The organism is Photorhabdus sp. RM322S, from assembly GCF_042879395.1.
In the GTDB taxonomy this organism is placed as follows: Bacteria; Pseudomonadota; Gammaproteobacteria; order Enterobacterales; family Enterobacteriaceae; genus Photorhabdus; species Photorhabdus khanii.
In genome coordinates this window covers 1-15881 of record NZ_JBHFKW010000031.1, presented here as the reverse complement: position 1 = coordinate 15881, position 15881 = coordinate 1, and the positions used below count along the sequence as shown (strand labels likewise).

Below are 15881 nucleotides of genomic sequence, written 5' to 3'. Positions count from 1 at the left end.
AATTGAGTTGTTATGGCTATCGTTACATGAAGCAGTAACATGTAAATTTTCTATTTTTTTCTTTTCATACTTCACTATTAACTATTTTAGTGAAATTTTTTAATTTGATCTACAAATCGCTCTTAAAATATTGTATGGTTTATGAATAGCAACGAGCAAAAGGCACATTTTTATCATGAAAATAATGTTTTTATTAAAAACGATTAATACATTAGAGGGATTATAGATGTTTCAGTTTGACATTACTATTATTATACCTGTTTTTAATGATGAAGATAATATAGTCTATTTGCTAGATTCAATATCTTCGCAAGAAAATATTAATTTTGAGGTCATTATTATTAATGATGGATCAACTGATAATAGCTTAGCGGTAATCAAGGAATATGAAAAAAGAGATAATAGAATACGAATCTTCAATCAAGAAAATAGTGGTGTCTCAATAGCTAGAAATTGTGGCATAAAATATTCTAGAGGTGAGTGGATCTTATTTGTTGATAGTGATGATTGGTTAAAACCACAAATATTAAGGAAATGGCTTGATCAAGCCCTTGAACAAAGATTAGATGTGTTAATTGGTAATGGCGTGAGTTTTACAGAAGATCCATTCTCACAAGAGAATAAAAGAATAACACGTAGACAGCCTTATGGTAGTGTGTTAACGGGTGAAGAATGGATAGAGTATTGTGTTAAATGTAGAGAATGGCCACATTTTGTTTGGTTACAACTGGTTAAAAAAGAATTGATTATAAATAACCAATTGAATTTTATAGAAAATACCCTCCATGAGGATATTTTATGGACAATTAATTTGTCACTTATAGCGAATCGAATCGGCTTCTGTGAGGAGCTATTGTATTGTTATCGACATAATCCAAAATCAATAACTCGATCAAAAGAAATTAAAAAATTATATCATCGAGCTGACAGTTATATTACTGTAGTTGATTCAATTATTAAAATATCAAAAGGAATTAAATGTAAAAATTCGTTAAAAAGATCACTTAATCGTCATGCAATAAGGGAGGTAGGAAGTTTTTTTATTTTGTATAGAAAAAAGATACAAGATCCTGCTTTAAAAAAATTGTTAGCGAAACGTTTTGTTCGCCAAATTGCTTTGAGCGATTTATTATTTGGTGCGCATAATTACCATGAAGTATGGTTTGTTATACGTTGTAATTTAATCTTATTATTAAATAAATTCATTAATTGGTGACTACGATGTTCTGAATGTAAATTTCTCTGATGTAATTACTTGGTTGCTTCATAATTTATTGGAATAGATAACTCAACGTTTAACGCTGACGGTGAAGATTGTAAGATTAATGGGTTAACTGATTACTGGTGTAGCATTGTTCATTTTTTGTTACCATGTGATGTGTAAATTGCGTACGATACTGAAAAAGAAACCCAGCGTAGTATTTATAATCTCTTTACTAAGGATAGGATTATGAGTCAATTTCACTGCAATAATATAACAATAGATTACAATGACAATGGAGTCGGTCCAATAACATTGCTACTGCTTCCTGGATGGTGTGAGCCTAAAACGGTTTTTATTCCATTTGAAGCGTTGGCTGAGGAAACTTTCAGAGTGATTAGTTTGGATTGGCGTAATCATGGGTTATCCTCCCAATCTGCATTGCCATTAACGCCAGAGATGTTGTTAAATGATGTTGTTTCTTTCATTAATTCATTAGATATAGAACAGCTTATACTGGTCTCAGTTGCTCATGCCAGTTGGATTGCTGCCGATATAGCAGAGATAATGCCAGAGAGAGTATCTACACTCGTATTTCTTGATTGGATTATGACTAACCCTGATCCTGCATTTTTTCAGTCAATTAGCGATATACAAGATCCTGAAGATTGGATTTCAGCAAGAGATTCTTTATTTAATTTCTGGCTGGGGGGAGGAAATAATAAAATTGTTATGGATCATTTAGTTAAAGAAATGTCACAAATAGATTTCCCTGTGTGGGAGGCGGCCGGAAAGGCGATAGTTGGAGCATATAGTAGATACGGCTCTCCCTTAGGACGATTGAAAATTTTTTCCGGAGGGCATCAATGTATTCATATTTATTCTTTGGACAGAAGTGATAATTATTTACTTGAGCAGCAAAAATTTTCCTTCGAGCACTCATTCTTCCAGGTTAAGCGATTGGAAAATGCCAAGACCCATTTAGGGATACTTGAACAACCTGAAGCGGTTTATCGTGTATTAAAAGACTTTATATTAAAGGCACAGTAATAAGCCTTGCCTTTTAATTTAAGGATACGATGTCGGAAAATTAAAAAATAAATTTTAAATTTTGTTTTTATAAAAAATCAATAATGGTTATCAGGGGGGATATTATCTTGTTGGAATGGTTAATACGCTAATAAGTTATATATCTGTTAATTTTTATCACTTCCTGACACATAATGATACACATCCGGTGTTTGTTGATGAGCACGGAATTATACTAAATGTAAGTAATCACATTACAAAATTTAAGGCTGCGCTATGTGTGGCCTTTTCTTATTCTACTGATTTCGCAGTATTCCTATTAACTCAAATTTAAGGCTACACGGCAGCCTGTGGATTCCCATTATATCAATGGGAGGAAAGGATGAAATACATGGATAAACAGCCTGACATTTGGATGCAGCTATGGTTATGGCTGCTGTCAGTCAAAGAGCAAGGTATAGGTGCGGCACTGGCTGCTGCAATGGCTTATCTCAGGGGTAGATATAACGGAGGTAAGTTCTGGACGACAATTATGGATGCCATCATGTGCGCCATGATTGCTTGGTTTATTCGTGATGTGCTGGATTTCTTTGGTATGAGTACGGATTTGGCTTACATCGGCAGTGTCATTATTGGTTATCTGGGAACTGACTATTTCGGTCAGATCTTAAGAAAAGTGGTTAATAACAAAACAGGCAATAAGTAAAAGGAGTAAATGATGAGCAGAGGCATTCGAAATAATAACCCCGGCAATATCCGTTGGAGTGATGATTGGCAAGGTTTGGTTCCTGAATCACAGCGTACCGATAACGCTTTTTGTCAGTTTGTCGGTCCTGAATATGGTATTCGGGCAATGATTAAAATTTTACATAATTACAATAGAAAATATGGTCTCAAAACAGTGAAGGGGATCATTTCACGCTGGGCACCCCCCAATGAGAATAATACCGAGGGTTATGTTAATCGTGTGTGTAAAGACACCGATGTTACCTGCGACCAAGTTGTTGATGTGTTTAATCAGGTATTTATGACCAAACTCATTAAGGCCATTATTACCGTAGAGAATGGTAGTCAGCCCTATAACAACGCGGTCATTGATAAAGCCTTTTCACTTTTATAGGGCGATATGATGAAGTTTAACTCACACGGTTACACCTTCGTTGCACTGGTTCTTGTCTCGTTGGTGGCGCATCACTATTACGGTAAGTACACCCAACAGCTTGATACGACAGTCCAGCTACAGAGCGAGTTGCTGGAGCAACAGAATGAAATCGCCAGTCAGCAGGAGAGGATAAAACTCCTGTCTGAACTGGATAATCAATATACAAAGGAACTTGCTAATGCCAAATCTGAAATTGATGCTCTTCGTGGTGATGTTGCCGCTGGCCGCCTCCGGTTGCGTATCGCGGCAACCTGTAATCAAAGCGAAGCCGGTTCCTCCGGCAGCATGGGCGATGCAGGAGCCCCACGATTTAACCCGGCAGCTGAACAAGATTATTTCGATCTCCGAAGAATGATTGTTGAGAACGAAAAGCAAACTAAATATTTGCAGGAGTATATCAAAACTCAGTGTCAATAGCTGAGTTTTGATCATGTTATTTCACAATGTCAAACAAGGTAGGTGTGGGTTGGTTATCAGGCAAGTATGCTTAAAGTTAAACAGGGGATACTGTGTTTTGTAACACAACCCGATAACCATCAATATCTTCAAATGTTTTACCATTAACATCCCAGTATGGATTGTAAGAAGGAACAGTGATAAAACCAGCGGTTTCTATTAACGATATTTGATGTGACCACTCTGAATGGTCTGATATATAGAAGGCCAGTAAATTATCTTGTGTGGGTGCTTTGCCTGCTGTTGTACCATGATGATGTGTAAATTCGAGATGCCAGGGATGATCTGGATGTCCTAATATGATGCCATCAAAGTTTTCATGATTTTCGAATTGACCTAAAATAATAAACCCTAAACCTTGGCAGTACATGTCGGCAACCTGATTTAAGTTATCGGTTGGTCTGGCTATTCTTAGGATGGCTGATTTGTGCATGATAGTCCCAGTTGATAAAATTTTTATGGAATATATTCAACCTTCAGGTTTTCTGTCTCTAATATAAAACAATCAATAATAGTAGTGGATAATCGTGAAAAGTACAGGCTCAAATCACAAATCCGCTTATGTGAACACCCGCTTGATGCAAGTTAGTGTGTATTTTTTCCGCCAATGTAATCTCAATCATGTATTCAATTTCGATAAATTCTGATGAATGTTCTTGTCATCTTGCATCAGAGGGATGTGGTTCTTACTTTCTGTTTGCAATAATACCTTATAAAATACATTCCATAATTAAATAGTTAATTAATATATTATTTGTTTGATTTATATTTATTTAATAGTTTGAATTCCTCAAAAGTGTTAAGTTGATTTCTATTGTTTTTACAAAGTGATATGACCAGCAACATAGAGGCTTGTGATACTTAAGCAAAATTTTTATATTATATTATATTTTATTATATTATAATCTGGTTTTCTTAGGGAGATTATAATTAATACTAATTGATGTATTTTTTTGTTTATTATTTTTTAAGGATAAATTTCTGATGAATATTAAGGAATTAATTATAGTTCTGGCATCATCCTGTTCTATGTTATTAGGTGGTTGTACGGTTGCTCCTGGGAGTAGTCTTCCTGTTTATAATAAAGAAATAATCAATGGTAATGATAGTAACTATGATATTAATAATTTGGTAAATGTTTATCCGGTAACACCACAGTTAATTGAAAATTTACGAGTAAACTCTGCTATTGCACGTCCTAATCCTGAGTTAGATAAAGAATTACAGCAATATGAATACCGTATTGGTGTGGGTGATGTCATTATGGTTACTGTCTGGGATCATCCTGAATTGACAATACCAGCAGGGCAATATCGTAGTGCCAGTGATACGGGTAACTGGGTTCATTCTGACGGAACGATTTTTTATCCATATATTGGCAAACTTCATGTGAAAGGGAAAACGGTCACTCAAGTGCGTACTCTGATTACAGAGAAGTTATCAAAATATATCGAATCTCCTCAGATTGATGTAAATATTGCTGCGTTTCGTTCACAAAAAGCCTATATAACAGGCGAAGTTGCCAAGTCTGATCAACAACCTATCACCAATGTTCCTTTAACTATTATTGATGCGATTAACCATGCCGGTGGTTTGACCGAAAATGCTGACTGGAAAAGGGTCATTTTGACTCATAAGGGAAAGGAGACAATTATTTCTCTGCAAGATTTAATGCAAAATGGTGATCTGAAGCAAAATCGTCTGCTCTATTCCGGCGATATCTTATATATTCCTCGTAATGATGATTTGAAAGTATTTGTGATGGGAGAAGTCAGAAAACAGAGCACTTTGCGTATGGATCGTAGTGGTATGACCTTGACAGAAGCATTGGGTAACGCTGAAGGTATGGATCAATTATCAAGCGATGCGAGTGGAATTTTTGTTATCCGTTCATTGCGCAATATGCCTGATAATAATGGAAAAATAGCTAATATCTATCAGCTCAATGCTAAGGATGCAACAGCATTAATCTTGGGAACTGAGTTTAATTTACAACCTTATGATATTGTTTATGTTACCAGTGCGCCAATTGTTCGTTGGAATCGGGTTATCAGTCAGTTGGCACCAACGATATCAAGTATTAACAACCTGACTGAAACAACCCGATGGATTCGTACGTGGCCTAATTAATGTTTAATTCTATTCTGATTGTATGTGTGGGTAATCTTTGTCGATCTCCAACAGGGGAGCGTTTATTGCGGCAGCTATTTCCTCAGAAAGAGATTTATTCTGCGGGAATATCGGCTTTGACAGGAAAACCTGCACATGAGCTCTCAAGTAAGGTTGCGTCCAGACATGGATTGTCTTTGGAAGGGCATACCGCACGCCAGCTAACCAGTGAATTATGCCAGCAGTCAAGCCTGATTCTGGTTATGGAAAGAAAACATATTGAGGCTGTAAACCGGATAAACCTAGGGGCAAGAGGGAAAACAATGCTTTTTGGTCATTGGTTAAGTGAAATGGAGATTCCTGATCCTTATAAATCCGATATTGAGGTTTATGAATATGTATATCAATTGTTATTTAAGAGTGCTAATGGTTGGTTAGGTAAATTATAACTTATAAGTATTTTTTGATTCTGGGTTTTTTATTTTTCATTACTTCTTAATAAAGTAATTATAGGCTTTTTATGACTACATCAGATAAATCAAGTCACACACATACGGATAGTGATGAAATTGATTTAGGCCGTCTTCTTAGTGCCTTATTCGACTATCGCTGGGCTATTGGCGGAATCACTCTCTTATTCATGGTTATTGGTCTTGGTTATTCCTTGATTGCGACACCTGTATACAAAGCGAATGCTTTATTGCAGGTTGAAAAGAAAAGCAGCGCACTATCTTTAGTCGGGGACATGACGGATATGCTGTCTGGAAGACAGTCAGATACATCAGCAGAACTGGAACTATTAGTTTCACGAATGATAATAGGCAAGACGGTAAAGGACTTGAATTTGGATATTCAGGTTACAGCCGACTATTTTCCTGTGATAGGCAAGGGAATTGCCCGTCTTCGAGGTATGCCTAAGCCTGACATTGTTATTAAAAATTTTACGGTATCATCAGAGCGTATTGGTAAAGTTATAAAAATATATGTTGATGATTCAGAAAATTATCAGTTGGAGTTTGACGATCAGGTTTTTCACGGGCAAGTGAACAAGGTACTTGATGCTGATGGCATAAATTTGCTTATCTCAAATATCTTAGCCCCTCCAGGGCAAAGTCTTACATTGGTTAAACGGCCCCGGTTGGATGCCATTCGTTCGCTGCAACAAGCTTTACGGGTAACGGAGAAAGGAAATAATACCGGCATTATCTCGCTTGAAATAGAAGGTGATGACCGTAAAAGAATAAAATCGATACTTGATAGTGTCAGTAAAAATTATTTGCAACAGAATGTGACAAGAAAAACTGAAGAGGCTGAGAGTAGTCTTAGTTTTTTAAAGAATCATTTGCCTAAAGTTAAAATGGCGCTCAATAATTCTGAAGAGCTGCTTAATCAGTATCGTCAGGCTAATGAATCTGTCGATTTATCACTTGAAGCAAAATCAGCTCTGGAGACATTGGTCCAGATTGAGAAACAGCTTAATGAGTTGACTTTCAAAGAAGCTGAGTTACAGCAATTGTATACTAAACAACACCCTGCTTATGTTGCTTTGCTTGATAAACGGAAGACGTTGGCTGAGACTAAAAAGGAGCTGAATCAGTCAATCAAACGGTTACCGAAAACACAGCAGGAAATTTTACGTTTAACCCGGGATGTTCAGGTTGGGCAAGAAATTTATGTGCAGTTACTCAATAAACAGCAGGAACTAAACATTTTGAAAGCTGGGACGGTTGGTAATGTTCGTATTATTGATGAAGCTGTTGTAGAAAGTTCAGCGGTAAAACCGAAAAAGCCACTGATCATTGCCGCTATGACGATGTTAGGGCTTATATTGTCAATCGGAGTCGTTTTATTAAGAGTAATGTTCCGTAAAGGAATTGAAAGCCCTGAGCAATTGGAAGAAATTGGGGTTTCCGTTTATGCAACTATCCCACTATCTGAGACTCAGGCTAAACTTGAACAGCAACAGAAAAAGAGAACTCATCGTCAGAAATTGCGGTTATTAGCTATTCATGATCCTACTGATTTGGCTATTGAAGCATTGCGGAGTCTTAGAACAACCCTGCATTTTTCAATGATGGAATCCGCGAACAAAGTTATTCTTCTTTCTGGTTCAGCGCCTGAATTGGGGAAATCTTTTATTTCGGTGAACCTTGCGGCGGTATTGGCATTAGGTAATAAACGCGTTCTTTTAATAGATGCAGATATGAGAAGAGGCCATTTGCATAAGGTGTTGGAAAGTTCTCAATCTCTGGGGCTTTCTGAATACTTGGCTGGTCAGAATCAGTTAAAAGAGGTTATTACCAGAACCTACCTTACTGAGCTTGATTTTGTCAGTCGAGGCAATATTCCGCCTAATCCGTCAGAGCTGCTTATGCATAATAGATTCAAGGAATTATTATCCTGGGCAGAAGAGCATTATGATTATGTCTTGGTAGATACTCCACCTATTTTAGCCGTAACCGATGCTGCGATTATTGGGAGATATGCAGGAACTTCATTGTTAATTGCCCGTTATTATAAAACGAGAGTTAAAGAAGTTGATGTCGCTATTCGCCGATTTGAGCAAAATGGCACTCATATTAAAGGTGTGTTGCTAAATGCGGTAGAGAAAAACTCCAGTCTCTATTATGGTGGACATTATCAATACAGTTATAAGGATTGACCTTTTTCTCCGGCTTTAGGCCGGAGAAATTTTATCAATCAAATCTTACTATATTCTGGTTTTTCTTATTCAAAATTAACCGCAGGCTTGCATGATTTCGTTATATTGTTGCTGGTCATGGTACATTTGCAGATAGACTTGATATTTAGCCTGATGGAATAAAAATGTCTCTTTTTCCGGTTTGATAATATTGCCGTCACGTACCATCGATTTTGCTGCCTGAGTGAAGTCTGCAAAAAAACCGCAGGCAACAGCGCCAAGCAAAGCAGAACCAAGATTGACTGCGTCCTCTTCCTGAGGCAGATGAATTTCACGTCCGGTGACGTTGGCGTATTCACGTAGCCATAATGGGTTTTTAGTTGCGCCACCACATATAGCTAATCTGTTTATCTGGTGTCCGGCTTCTACTAATGCATCAATAATGTGACGAGTGCCATAAGCGATAGATTGCAGGGTTGCCAGGTAATAGCGGGCCAGAGCATCACGACCATTTTCCAGCGTGAGCCCACTTACCATTCCCTTGGCGTTAGGATTTGCTCTTGGTGAACGGTTGCCGTGATGGTCAGCTAAAATATGTAAATGAACAGTTGGGTATTTTTCTTGTTTTTCTAACCGCGCAATGGCTTCATTCAGTAACTGGTAGTATTGATGACCCGATGCCTTAGCTTCTGTTTCCAACTCCTGCCAGCTGTTATGCTGACGAATTGACCACTCAACTAATGCACCAGCGGCGCTTTGCCCACCTTCGTTGAGCCAGTAACCGGGTAGCATGGCACCGAAATAAGGACCCCAGACACCCGGAACCATGACAGGATAAGAGCTGACAATCATGTGACAGTTTGAGGTACCGCCGATAATGACCAGGCAGCCTTCTGGATATGCGCCGGCTAGGGCCAAACCACCCGCATGTGCATCAATAATACCACCGGCGACAACAACCCCTGTGTGTAGTCCAAAATCTTTAGCTACTTCAGCGGTCAGGTAACCGGCTTTCTCGCCAAGCTCAAGAATGGTAGATGGAACCTTATCGGTTAAATCATCTAAACCCATCTCATGAAGTAGTTTTTCGCTGAACTGTTTTTGATGAGCCAGATAGTTCCATTTGCAGGTAAGAGTACAGGTACTGACCACATCAGCGGCAGTGGCTTTCCACACTAAAAAATCGGCTAAATCAAAGAAACGCCATACATCCTGATAACGCTGAGGGAAATGGTTCTTTAGCCACAATATTTTCGGTAGCTCCATTTCAGGGCTGACTTCACCACCCGCATAGCATAGTGCTGGATCATTGGTCTGATTTATCGTGATGGTTTCTTTGATGGCACGATGATCCATCCACATGATGATATCGTGTTCAGGATTGCCATTTTCAGCTACAGAGAGTGGTCGCCCTTTAGCCGCTACAGCGACGAGTGAGCAGGTAGCATCGAAGCCGATTGATTTGACCTCAATGGGATTAATATTCGCTAATGTGACAACTTCTTTTACTGTTGCACATACTTGTGCCCAGATATTCGTGGAAGATTGTTCAACAAAATCAACTTTTGGATGAAATTGCTGAATAGGGCGAACAGAGAATGCATGTCGTTTGCCGTGTTGATCAAAAACTGCAGCACGGACACTGGCTGAACCAGCATCAACACCAATGAAATATTGTTGTTCCATCATGCGATCTCCTCTATTTGTTAACTTAAGTCGACAAAATGAGTTGAACAGAGCAATAACACAATGAGGTTATTCAATTATTGTGAAGCGACTCGATAAAGATTCGCTAGTTTTATGATGATAAAAAAATATTACACATATTTTTCTATTGCTTTTCTGATAGGTGTAATAGATCTATTTCAAGTAATCTCTTATTTAAGAAAGAAAACACAGTAGGTAGAGAAAGCGGTTTTTCATAAAAATCATTGATAATTTCTACTGAACTGTTATTTATTTGACTTATTTCTTTTAAAAAAAACTAATAAACTCATTAATTAACATAAAAAATGAAGTATAAAATTAATATTTATTTCAATTGGTTAAAAGAGTTAAATCAAGTAGTAAGTGATTCGAATTCAAGAGAGATTAGTTCAGATGTAAGAATTTCGTGATGGATTTGGTATAACAAATTTTTGGCGTTTTATCTTAAAATTCTATCAAGTGATATCACTCACAAGTATTAGATCTTTTTCCCTTTTTACGAAATTTTTTCTCGCATATTTTCTGTAAATATTCTTTATTTAATTGATGCTCACATGTTGTTATTTTGTTATGAAATATCAGAGGGAATCTATGGAATTAATCACAGAATGGTTAAGTGCTATTAACGGGGTCGTATTGGGAATACCGATGATGGTCGGTCTTTTGGGGGTTGGGATCTTCATGCAGATCCGTCTCTCTTTTCTGCCTATACGTAAACTGGGAACGGGTTTTAAATTACTGTTTGAGCGTAATCATCAGCGGGGAGAAGGGCAGATATCGCCGTTTAACGCACTGATGACTGCGCTTTCCGCCACCATTGGTACAGGTAATATTGCCGGTGTGGCTACTGCGGTTGTATTGGGTGGACCGGGCGCCCTGTTTTGGATGTGGATAACCGCATTAGTCGGTATGGCGACCAAATATTCAGAGGCTGTACTGGCGGTCCGTTTCCGTGAGGTTGATAAAAATGGTCACTATGTTGGTGGCCCTATGTATTACATAAAGAATGGTCTGGGTAAAAAGTGGGCCTGGTTGGGAACGCTGTTCGCGGTATTTGGCAGTATTGCTTGTTTCGGGATCGGTAATACCGTACAAGCGAATTCTGTTGCTGATGTAATGCAAAGTAACTTCGGTGTTTCTACCATGGTTACCGCCATAGTACTGGCGATTTTGGTTGGTGCAGTACTTATCGGTGGTATTAAACGTATTGCTGATGTGGCAGGTAAATTAGTGCCATTTATGACGGTTGCCTACTTAGCTGCCGGGATCATTGTTCTGGGCGTGAATTTCAGTGAAATTCCTGCTGCGTTTGTTCTGATTGTTAAATCTGCATTTACACCTGTTGCAGCGCAAGGTGGCTTTGCGGGTGCGGCCGTATGGGCGGCAATTCGTTTTGGTGTGGCCCGGGGGATTTTCTCTAACGAAGCGGGGCTGGGAAGTGCGCCGATTGCTCATGCAACAGCAAAAACCCAAAACCCGGTTCGTCAGGGGTTGATTGCTATGCTCGGGACTTTCATTGACACCATTATTGTTTGTTCTATCACTGGCTTTACTATCGTCATTACGGGTGGCTGGTTAACCGGTCAGACTGGTGCGACACTGACAGCGGCCTCGTTCTCTGCGGCGGTTCCTGGCGGAAATTATATTGTCGCAGGCGCTTTGATAATCTTTGCCTTTACTACGATTCTTGGCTGGAGTTTTTACGGTGAAAAATGTATTCAGTATCTATTTGGGCAAAAAGCCATTACACCTTTCCGTGTGGTATGGATTATTGCTTTAATGGTCGGTGCGACTCAATCGTTGGATTTCGTTTGGTTACTGGCCGATACATTAAATGCAATGATGGCAATCCCGAACCTGATTGCAATAGCACTGTTAAGCCCGGTTGTTTACCGGCTGACAAAAGAACATATTAAAGATGTGAATGCAGATAGCGTTGATATTAAAGTAAAACTTTGAATAAAAGCCTTCCAGATTGGAAGACTCAGATGACTGACAAAGTGCTGGTTTTTTATCCGGCATTTTGTTTCAATTAAGCTCCGTTCACTAAACGGATCTGGCCGTCATGTTAAGAACGCCCCTCAGACCTTTCCGCCTGAAATCTGCAATCCCTTAAAAGGGTAAAGGGTTGCCGCATACTAATTATTGTCTTGCTAGTCGGAAATGGGAGGGTTTAAAAGGTGTATTGCTACGCCAAGGATTAATATCCAGGCCTCCTCTGCGAGTGTAACGAGCATAAACCGCAAGATATTCTGGTTTACAGAAATAGTTCAGATCATTAAAAACACGTTCCACACATTGCTCATGGAACTCATTGTGCTGTCTGAATGATACTAAATATCTAAGAAGTGCTTCTCTATTGATACGACGTCCCCTGATAGTGAATCTGAACCGATCCCCAATCAGGTTGATTTGTGATGAGGCAGTTCGATTTTAGCAAATGGCTGACAAGCGTTTCTTCTGTATACTCATTATCTACTGCATTGTTTAGGTAAGCATTACTGAATTTAAAATCAGCGATATTTATATCCGGTTCATCAATGCATACCCCTTCAAAGTTTCCAGCCTGTTGAACACTGATGTCAGTGACAGGATAGAGTTCTAGTGTTACGCTTCCAGAAGCGCAATTTTCGAGATCGTTAACTATGGTATTATGCACATCGTCCCAGCTTTCAAAATTTGTCTGATTCAGGCTGTTCAAATAGAGCTTGAAGCTTTTTGATTCTATAAGATTTTTACTCAGGTGCATCCTTAATTGATAAGGATGATCTCCCGAGAGATCTGGGGACACCATGAAGTAAGTCTGGTGAGTACTTTTCTGGATAAGTTGTATCTTTACCAAGTGATAATTCTGAAATAGTGAAATGGGAATTGCTCATTTTAGCTCCTTTTATTTCTGGTAAATAAATTTGTTAAATAGATATCTGAACATGTATATAGGTACGATGCCAATAATGGCATAAATGAGTTTAATAAGAAGCTGACCTCCAATCATACTCCATATCATATGCTGCTCCAGGTGGTGGAAGGCCAAGTTTATAAATATAAAACTATCAACAAAGGATGATATGATCGTGCTGGTTATTACCCTGAATGGGAGGAATCTTGCCTTTGTCAATAATTTTAGCCGGTAAAGAAGATAAGCATTTGTGTGTTCAGAAACTATGTATGATACAGATGAGGCAAACAAAACACCGATCATATCGAACACAATACTGTTAAAACTGGAAGAAAATTCCCAATTATCCAGTGCCGGTATTTTCGTACTTAGGTAAAGCAGAAAACAAAATGTAAGGTTATTCAGAAAAGCAGAATTAATAGCTTTTCTTGCAAAACGTAATCCATAAAATTCGTTAAGTATATCTGAAATTATATATGTTAATGGATAAATGAATATGGCGGCAGGAACTGTTAATCCAAATACATGGGCTGGTTTTATACCAATAATATTAGATGATAGATATAACACCGATAAAAAGATGCAAAGGTAAATATATGAAAACCAGTTCCTTTCGTTTCTCTCCTCAAATTCATAATATGATTTTGTTGTTCCGCTCGAGTATAGCTTTCTGTATATCTCCTTATTTTCCCTGTGAGAAAGATTTTCAATTATGTCGCTTTCTACAATTTTATCCAAGGGAGACGTGAATGTTTTCCCTGTTGTAGTAACTAATATTATTGCCTTTATACACTTTCCCCGTTTAAATCCCATTAACTTAAATTTTCTCATCAGTCCTTTCCTCAATAATATAACCAATCAACAAGTCTTCAGGGATTATTTCACCTTTAATCTCAATATTTTTATCCCTAATTGTTACGAGCAATTCATCATCACTACCCTTAAAAAAACGGCGAATAAATAACATCTCGCCACTAAGATAATATGGTTTTTTATCTGATTCTAGCTTGATGCAAATGATGTTCCTTTCATGTGTGTAACAGTATGTATTATCGCACTCAACGATTAATTGGCTAATTTTTCTTGAAAACTTTTTATAAAGTTGGCTTTCTTTTATGATGGGTACGCTTATAGGGTTGATGTTTCCGTCAGGATTATTTTCTGATTCTTCGATGGAAGCAATGTCGTATTCTTCCAATAGTTTTACAGAAACGCCAAAGAAATTAGCAACTTTTTCTACAGTGCCTTTCTGTATGTTTTTTATCTTGCCATCAAGAATCTTATACACAGTGGATCTTGTTACACCTGACTTTTCTGAGAAAGATAATTTGGACTCTTCTCTGCTTTTTATTAAGTAGTTAATATTTTTGACTATATTATCTTTTGTTTTTTTTACAGGTAAGGACATTTTTCATTCTCTAATGAGTTTTGGCAATCCGGCAATTCTATTCTATTAAGAAATTATTTTAAAATCAAAAGAATTCATTAAAAAGGACAGTTTGTGTGTTTTTTTGTGTCTTAATCTGGTACGATTTTCATCGATAATTATTTTTCTTTATTTCAATTTTTCAATGTAACGTCAGACAACTCCCGACTGGTACGAGTTGGGCGGAGGAGTTGCCTGGTCTACAAGTTAAATCTGGGTAACTATATGAAATCGTGGTATATTCTCTATCATCATGAACGCCGTTCCCCTTCAATAATGAATACGCTCTCTCGAGAGGGAGTGAAATGTTATATGCCCGTCAGAGAATGCTTTGTTCCTCGCCCAGATCGCAAGTCATTGCGTAGGGCAAAACCCAAAGCTTTGTTCCCTTGCTATATGTTTGTTTTTTTTAATCCTGAAGATATCCATACAACAAAGATATCGGCGATTGATGGTGCCATTGGCTTTGTCCGATTCGGGAGTTATCCTTGTAAAGTACCTGAAAGCATTATTGCTGAACTTAAACTTTGCCGCCCAGAGATGTTAAGCGCAAATAATAAATGCCTCGAGTTCAGGAACCCTCCCGATATTTTGTCAGAGAACATCCACCTTCTTAGTTCGGTTCTAGCAGGAAAATTAAAAAGGGAAATCAGAAAGGTAATAGAAATACCTGATGGACATCTACGCTTAATGGCTCTGTTTGATCTTATTGGTATTAGTGAACAACACACTAGGCTTTATGACCTGAGACTTATGTAAGGAGATGCTTATGCGTGATATGTCAAAAATAGCAAGAAATAGACTAGTCAGTTTAGTTTATCTTCCACCGAAGATAAGGGAACAACTTGAAATGATCGTTATGTTCCTGAAAGGTTTGTTACTATTGGTAGTAGGGATTATAAATTTATCACTAACATAACTGTACAATAGGATTTTTTTATGAAAGATATTAATCAGGTAACTATTTCATCGCAAATAGTCAATACCATGGGAATAAATAATGATCCATGGGGAGTCAAAGACAAAAATTCATGTTTCATTTATGGTAACTTAGCATTAAAATCTCTCAAGAATTTCTCAGACTCATTTGATTTTGAGGGGCTTTATGATGATGAACTCCCCTCATCCATTTTATTCCAACCACCGATAGGTATTTTTACTGAACGTGAGTGGGATATTATTTTCCTTTTTTTACAGAAATATAAAAGAAAGCAGATCGGAATAATACTGTCGAGTCAATAATTTTAATTG

General features: G+C 37.8%; 14 protein-coding genes and 2 pseudogenes. 11 read left to right on the top strand and 5 right to left on the bottom strand.

Features of this window, described 5'->3' with window-relative positions; genetic code table 11:
* Positions 1-226 precede the first annotated feature (226 nt).
* From ACGF63_RS17035 to ACGF63_RS17015, 5 genes are all read left to right on the top strand, one after another.
* On the top strand, positions 227-1216 hold the full coding sequence (locus ACGF63_RS17035; RefSeq protein ID WP_387632214.1) for a glycosyltransferase: 990 nt from the start codon (positions 227-229) through the stop codon (positions 1214-1216).
* A 234-nt stretch (positions 1217-1450) separates the two neighbouring features.
* Entirely contained in the window at positions 1451-2251 is an 801-nt protein-coding gene (locus ACGF63_RS17030; protein WP_036842662.1) for an alpha/beta fold hydrolase, read from the top strand.
* A gap of 361 nt (positions 2252-2612) precedes the next feature.
* A complete protein-coding gene (locus tag ACGF63_RS17025; protein ID WP_021323761.1) occupies positions 2613-2936 on the top strand; it encodes a phage holin, lambda family in 324 nt (107 codons plus the stop codon).
* A 12-nt stretch (positions 2937-2948) separates the two neighbouring features.
* On the top strand, positions 2949-3350 hold the full coding sequence (locus tag ACGF63_RS17020) for a structural protein (protein WP_036842665.1): 402 nt from the start codon (positions 2949-2951) through the stop codon (positions 3348-3350).
* Between the two features lie 6 nt (positions 3351-3356).
* The gene (locus tag ACGF63_RS17015; protein ID WP_239002356.1) at positions 3357-3809 is read left to right on the top strand and encodes a lysis protein; all 453 of its coding nucleotides are present in this window, start codon (positions 3357-3359) and stop codon (positions 3807-3809) included.
* 76 nt (positions 3810-3885) lie between these two features.
* On the opposite strand, the gene ACGF63_RS17010 is transcribed toward ACGF63_RS17015, so the two are convergent.
* Entirely contained in the window at positions 3886-4281 is a 396-nt protein-coding gene (locus ACGF63_RS17010) for a VOC family protein (RefSeq protein WP_036842668.1), read from the bottom strand.
* Positions 4282-4832: 551 nt separating this feature from the next.
* On the opposite strand from ACGF63_RS17010, the gene ACGF63_RS17005 reads away from it, so the two are divergent.
* From ACGF63_RS17005 to ACGF63_RS16995, 3 genes are all read left to right on the top strand, one after another.
* Positions 4833-5978, top strand: a complete 1146-nt coding sequence (locus tag ACGF63_RS17005) for a polysaccharide export protein (protein ID WP_152962468.1) — start codon at positions 4833-4835, stop codon at positions 5976-5978.
* Positions 5978-6406, top strand: a complete 429-nt coding sequence (locus ACGF63_RS17000) for a protein-tyrosine-phosphatase (RefSeq protein ID WP_036842672.1) — start codon at positions 5978-5980, stop codon at positions 6404-6406. Before ACGF63_RS17005 ends, ACGF63_RS17000 begins: the two co-directional genes overlap by 1 nt.
* A gap of 71 nt (positions 6407-6477) precedes the next feature.
* On the top strand, positions 6478-8619 hold the full coding sequence (locus ACGF63_RS16995; RefSeq protein WP_036842673.1) for a polysaccharide biosynthesis tyrosine autokinase: 2142 nt from the start codon (positions 6478-6480) through the stop codon (positions 8617-8619).
* Positions 8620-8694: 75 nt separating this feature from the next.
* Here ACGF63_RS16995 and ACGF63_RS16990 read toward each other — a convergent pair whose 3' ends face one another.
* Positions 8695-10284 (bottom strand): FGGY-family carbohydrate kinase, encoded by a 1590-nt coding sequence (locus ACGF63_RS16990; protein ID WP_036843460.1) that lies wholly within the window; start codon positions 10282-10284, stop codon positions 8695-8697.
* Positions 10285-10896: 612 nt separating this feature from the next.
* On the opposite strand from ACGF63_RS16990, the gene ACGF63_RS16985 reads away from it, so the two are divergent.
* Positions 10897-12264, top strand: a complete 1368-nt coding sequence (locus ACGF63_RS16985) for a sodium:alanine symporter family protein (protein ID WP_036842675.1) — start codon at positions 10897-10899, stop codon at positions 12262-12264.
* Positions 12265-12447: 183 nt separating this feature from the next.
* Here the strand turns inward: ACGF63_RS16985 and queF are convergent.
* From queF to ACGF63_RS16970, 3 genes and pseudogenes are all read right to left on the bottom strand, one after another.
* A pseudogene (gene queF, locus ACGF63_RS16980) lies at positions 12448-13184 on the bottom strand (NADPH-dependent 7-cyano-7-deazaguanine reductase QueF).
* A gap of 11 nt (positions 13185-13195) precedes the next feature.
* Positions 13196-14035 (bottom strand): queuosine precursor transporter, encoded by an 840-nt coding sequence (locus ACGF63_RS16975; RefSeq protein WP_152962467.1) that lies wholly within the window; start codon positions 14033-14035, stop codon positions 13196-13198.
* Positions 14022-14612 (bottom strand): helix-turn-helix transcriptional regulator, encoded by a 591-nt coding sequence (locus ACGF63_RS16970; protein ID WP_051477073.1) that lies wholly within the window; start codon positions 14610-14612, stop codon positions 14022-14024. Before ACGF63_RS16970 ends, ACGF63_RS16975 begins: the two co-directional genes overlap by 14 nt.
* A 243-nt stretch (positions 14613-14855) precedes the next feature.
* Between ACGF63_RS16970 and ACGF63_RS16965 the strand changes: the two genes are divergently transcribed.
* Together ACGF63_RS16965 and ACGF63_RS16960 are read left to right on the top strand one after the other, a co-directional pair.
* Positions 14856-15389 (top strand): transcription termination/antitermination NusG family protein, encoded by a 534-nt coding sequence (locus ACGF63_RS16965; protein WP_387632205.1) that lies wholly within the window; start codon positions 14856-14858, stop codon positions 15387-15389.
* A 180-nt stretch (positions 15390-15569) separates the two neighbouring features.
* Positions 15570-15863, top strand: a pseudogene (locus ACGF63_RS16960) (hypothetical protein); the annotation flags it as partial.
* Positions 15864-15881: the final 18 nt, after the last annotated feature.

Excerpts from the sequence above, each read along its gene's own strand:
- ACGF63_RS17035 (WP_387632214.1), top strand. The coding sequence starts at position 227 with ATGTTTCAGTTTGACATTACTATTATTATACCTGTTTTTAATGATGAA.
- ACGF63_RS17030 (WP_036842662.1), top strand. The coding sequence starts at position 1,451 with ATGAGTCAATTTCACTGCAATAATATAACAATAGATTACAATGACAAT.
- ACGF63_RS17025 (WP_021323761.1), top strand. The coding sequence starts at position 2,613 with ATGAAATACATGGATAAACAGCCTGACATTTGGATGCAGCTATGGTTA.
- ACGF63_RS17020 (WP_036842665.1), top strand. The coding sequence starts at position 2,949 with ATGAGCAGAGGCATTCGAAATAATAACCCCGGCAATATCCGTTGGAGT.
- ACGF63_RS17015 (WP_239002356.1), top strand. The coding sequence starts at position 3,357 with ATGATGAAGTTTAACTCACACGGTTACACCTTCGTTGCACTGGTTCTT.
- ACGF63_RS17010 (WP_036842668.1), bottom strand. The coding sequence starts at position 4,281 with ATGCACAAATCAGCCATCCTAAGAATAGCCAGACCAACCGATAACTTA.
- ACGF63_RS17005 (WP_152962468.1), top strand. The coding sequence starts at position 4,833 with ATGAATATTAAGGAATTAATTATAGTTCTGGCATCATCCTGTTCTATG.
- ACGF63_RS17000 (WP_036842672.1), top strand. The coding sequence starts at position 5,978 with ATGTTTAATTCTATTCTGATTGTATGTGTGGGTAATCTTTGTCGATCT.
- ACGF63_RS16995 (WP_036842673.1), top strand. The coding sequence starts at position 6,478 with ATGACTACATCAGATAAATCAAGTCACACACATACGGATAGTGATGAA.
- ACGF63_RS16990 (WP_036843460.1), bottom strand. The coding sequence starts at position 10,284 with ATGGAACAACAATATTTCATTGGTGTTGATGCTGGTTCAGCCAGTGTC.
- ACGF63_RS16985 (WP_036842675.1), top strand. The coding sequence starts at position 10,897 with ATGGAATTAATCACAGAATGGTTAAGTGCTATTAACGGGGTCGTATTG.
- ACGF63_RS16975 (WP_152962467.1), bottom strand. The coding sequence starts at position 14,035 with ATGAGAAAATTTAAGTTAATGGGATTTAAACGGGGAAAGTGTATAAAG.
- ACGF63_RS16970 (WP_051477073.1), bottom strand. The coding sequence starts at position 14,612 with ATGTCCTTACCTGTAAAAAAAACAAAAGATAATATAGTCAAAAATATT.
- ACGF63_RS16965 (WP_387632205.1), top strand. The coding sequence starts at position 14,856 with ATGAAATCGTGGTATATTCTCTATCATCATGAACGCCGTTCCCCTTCA.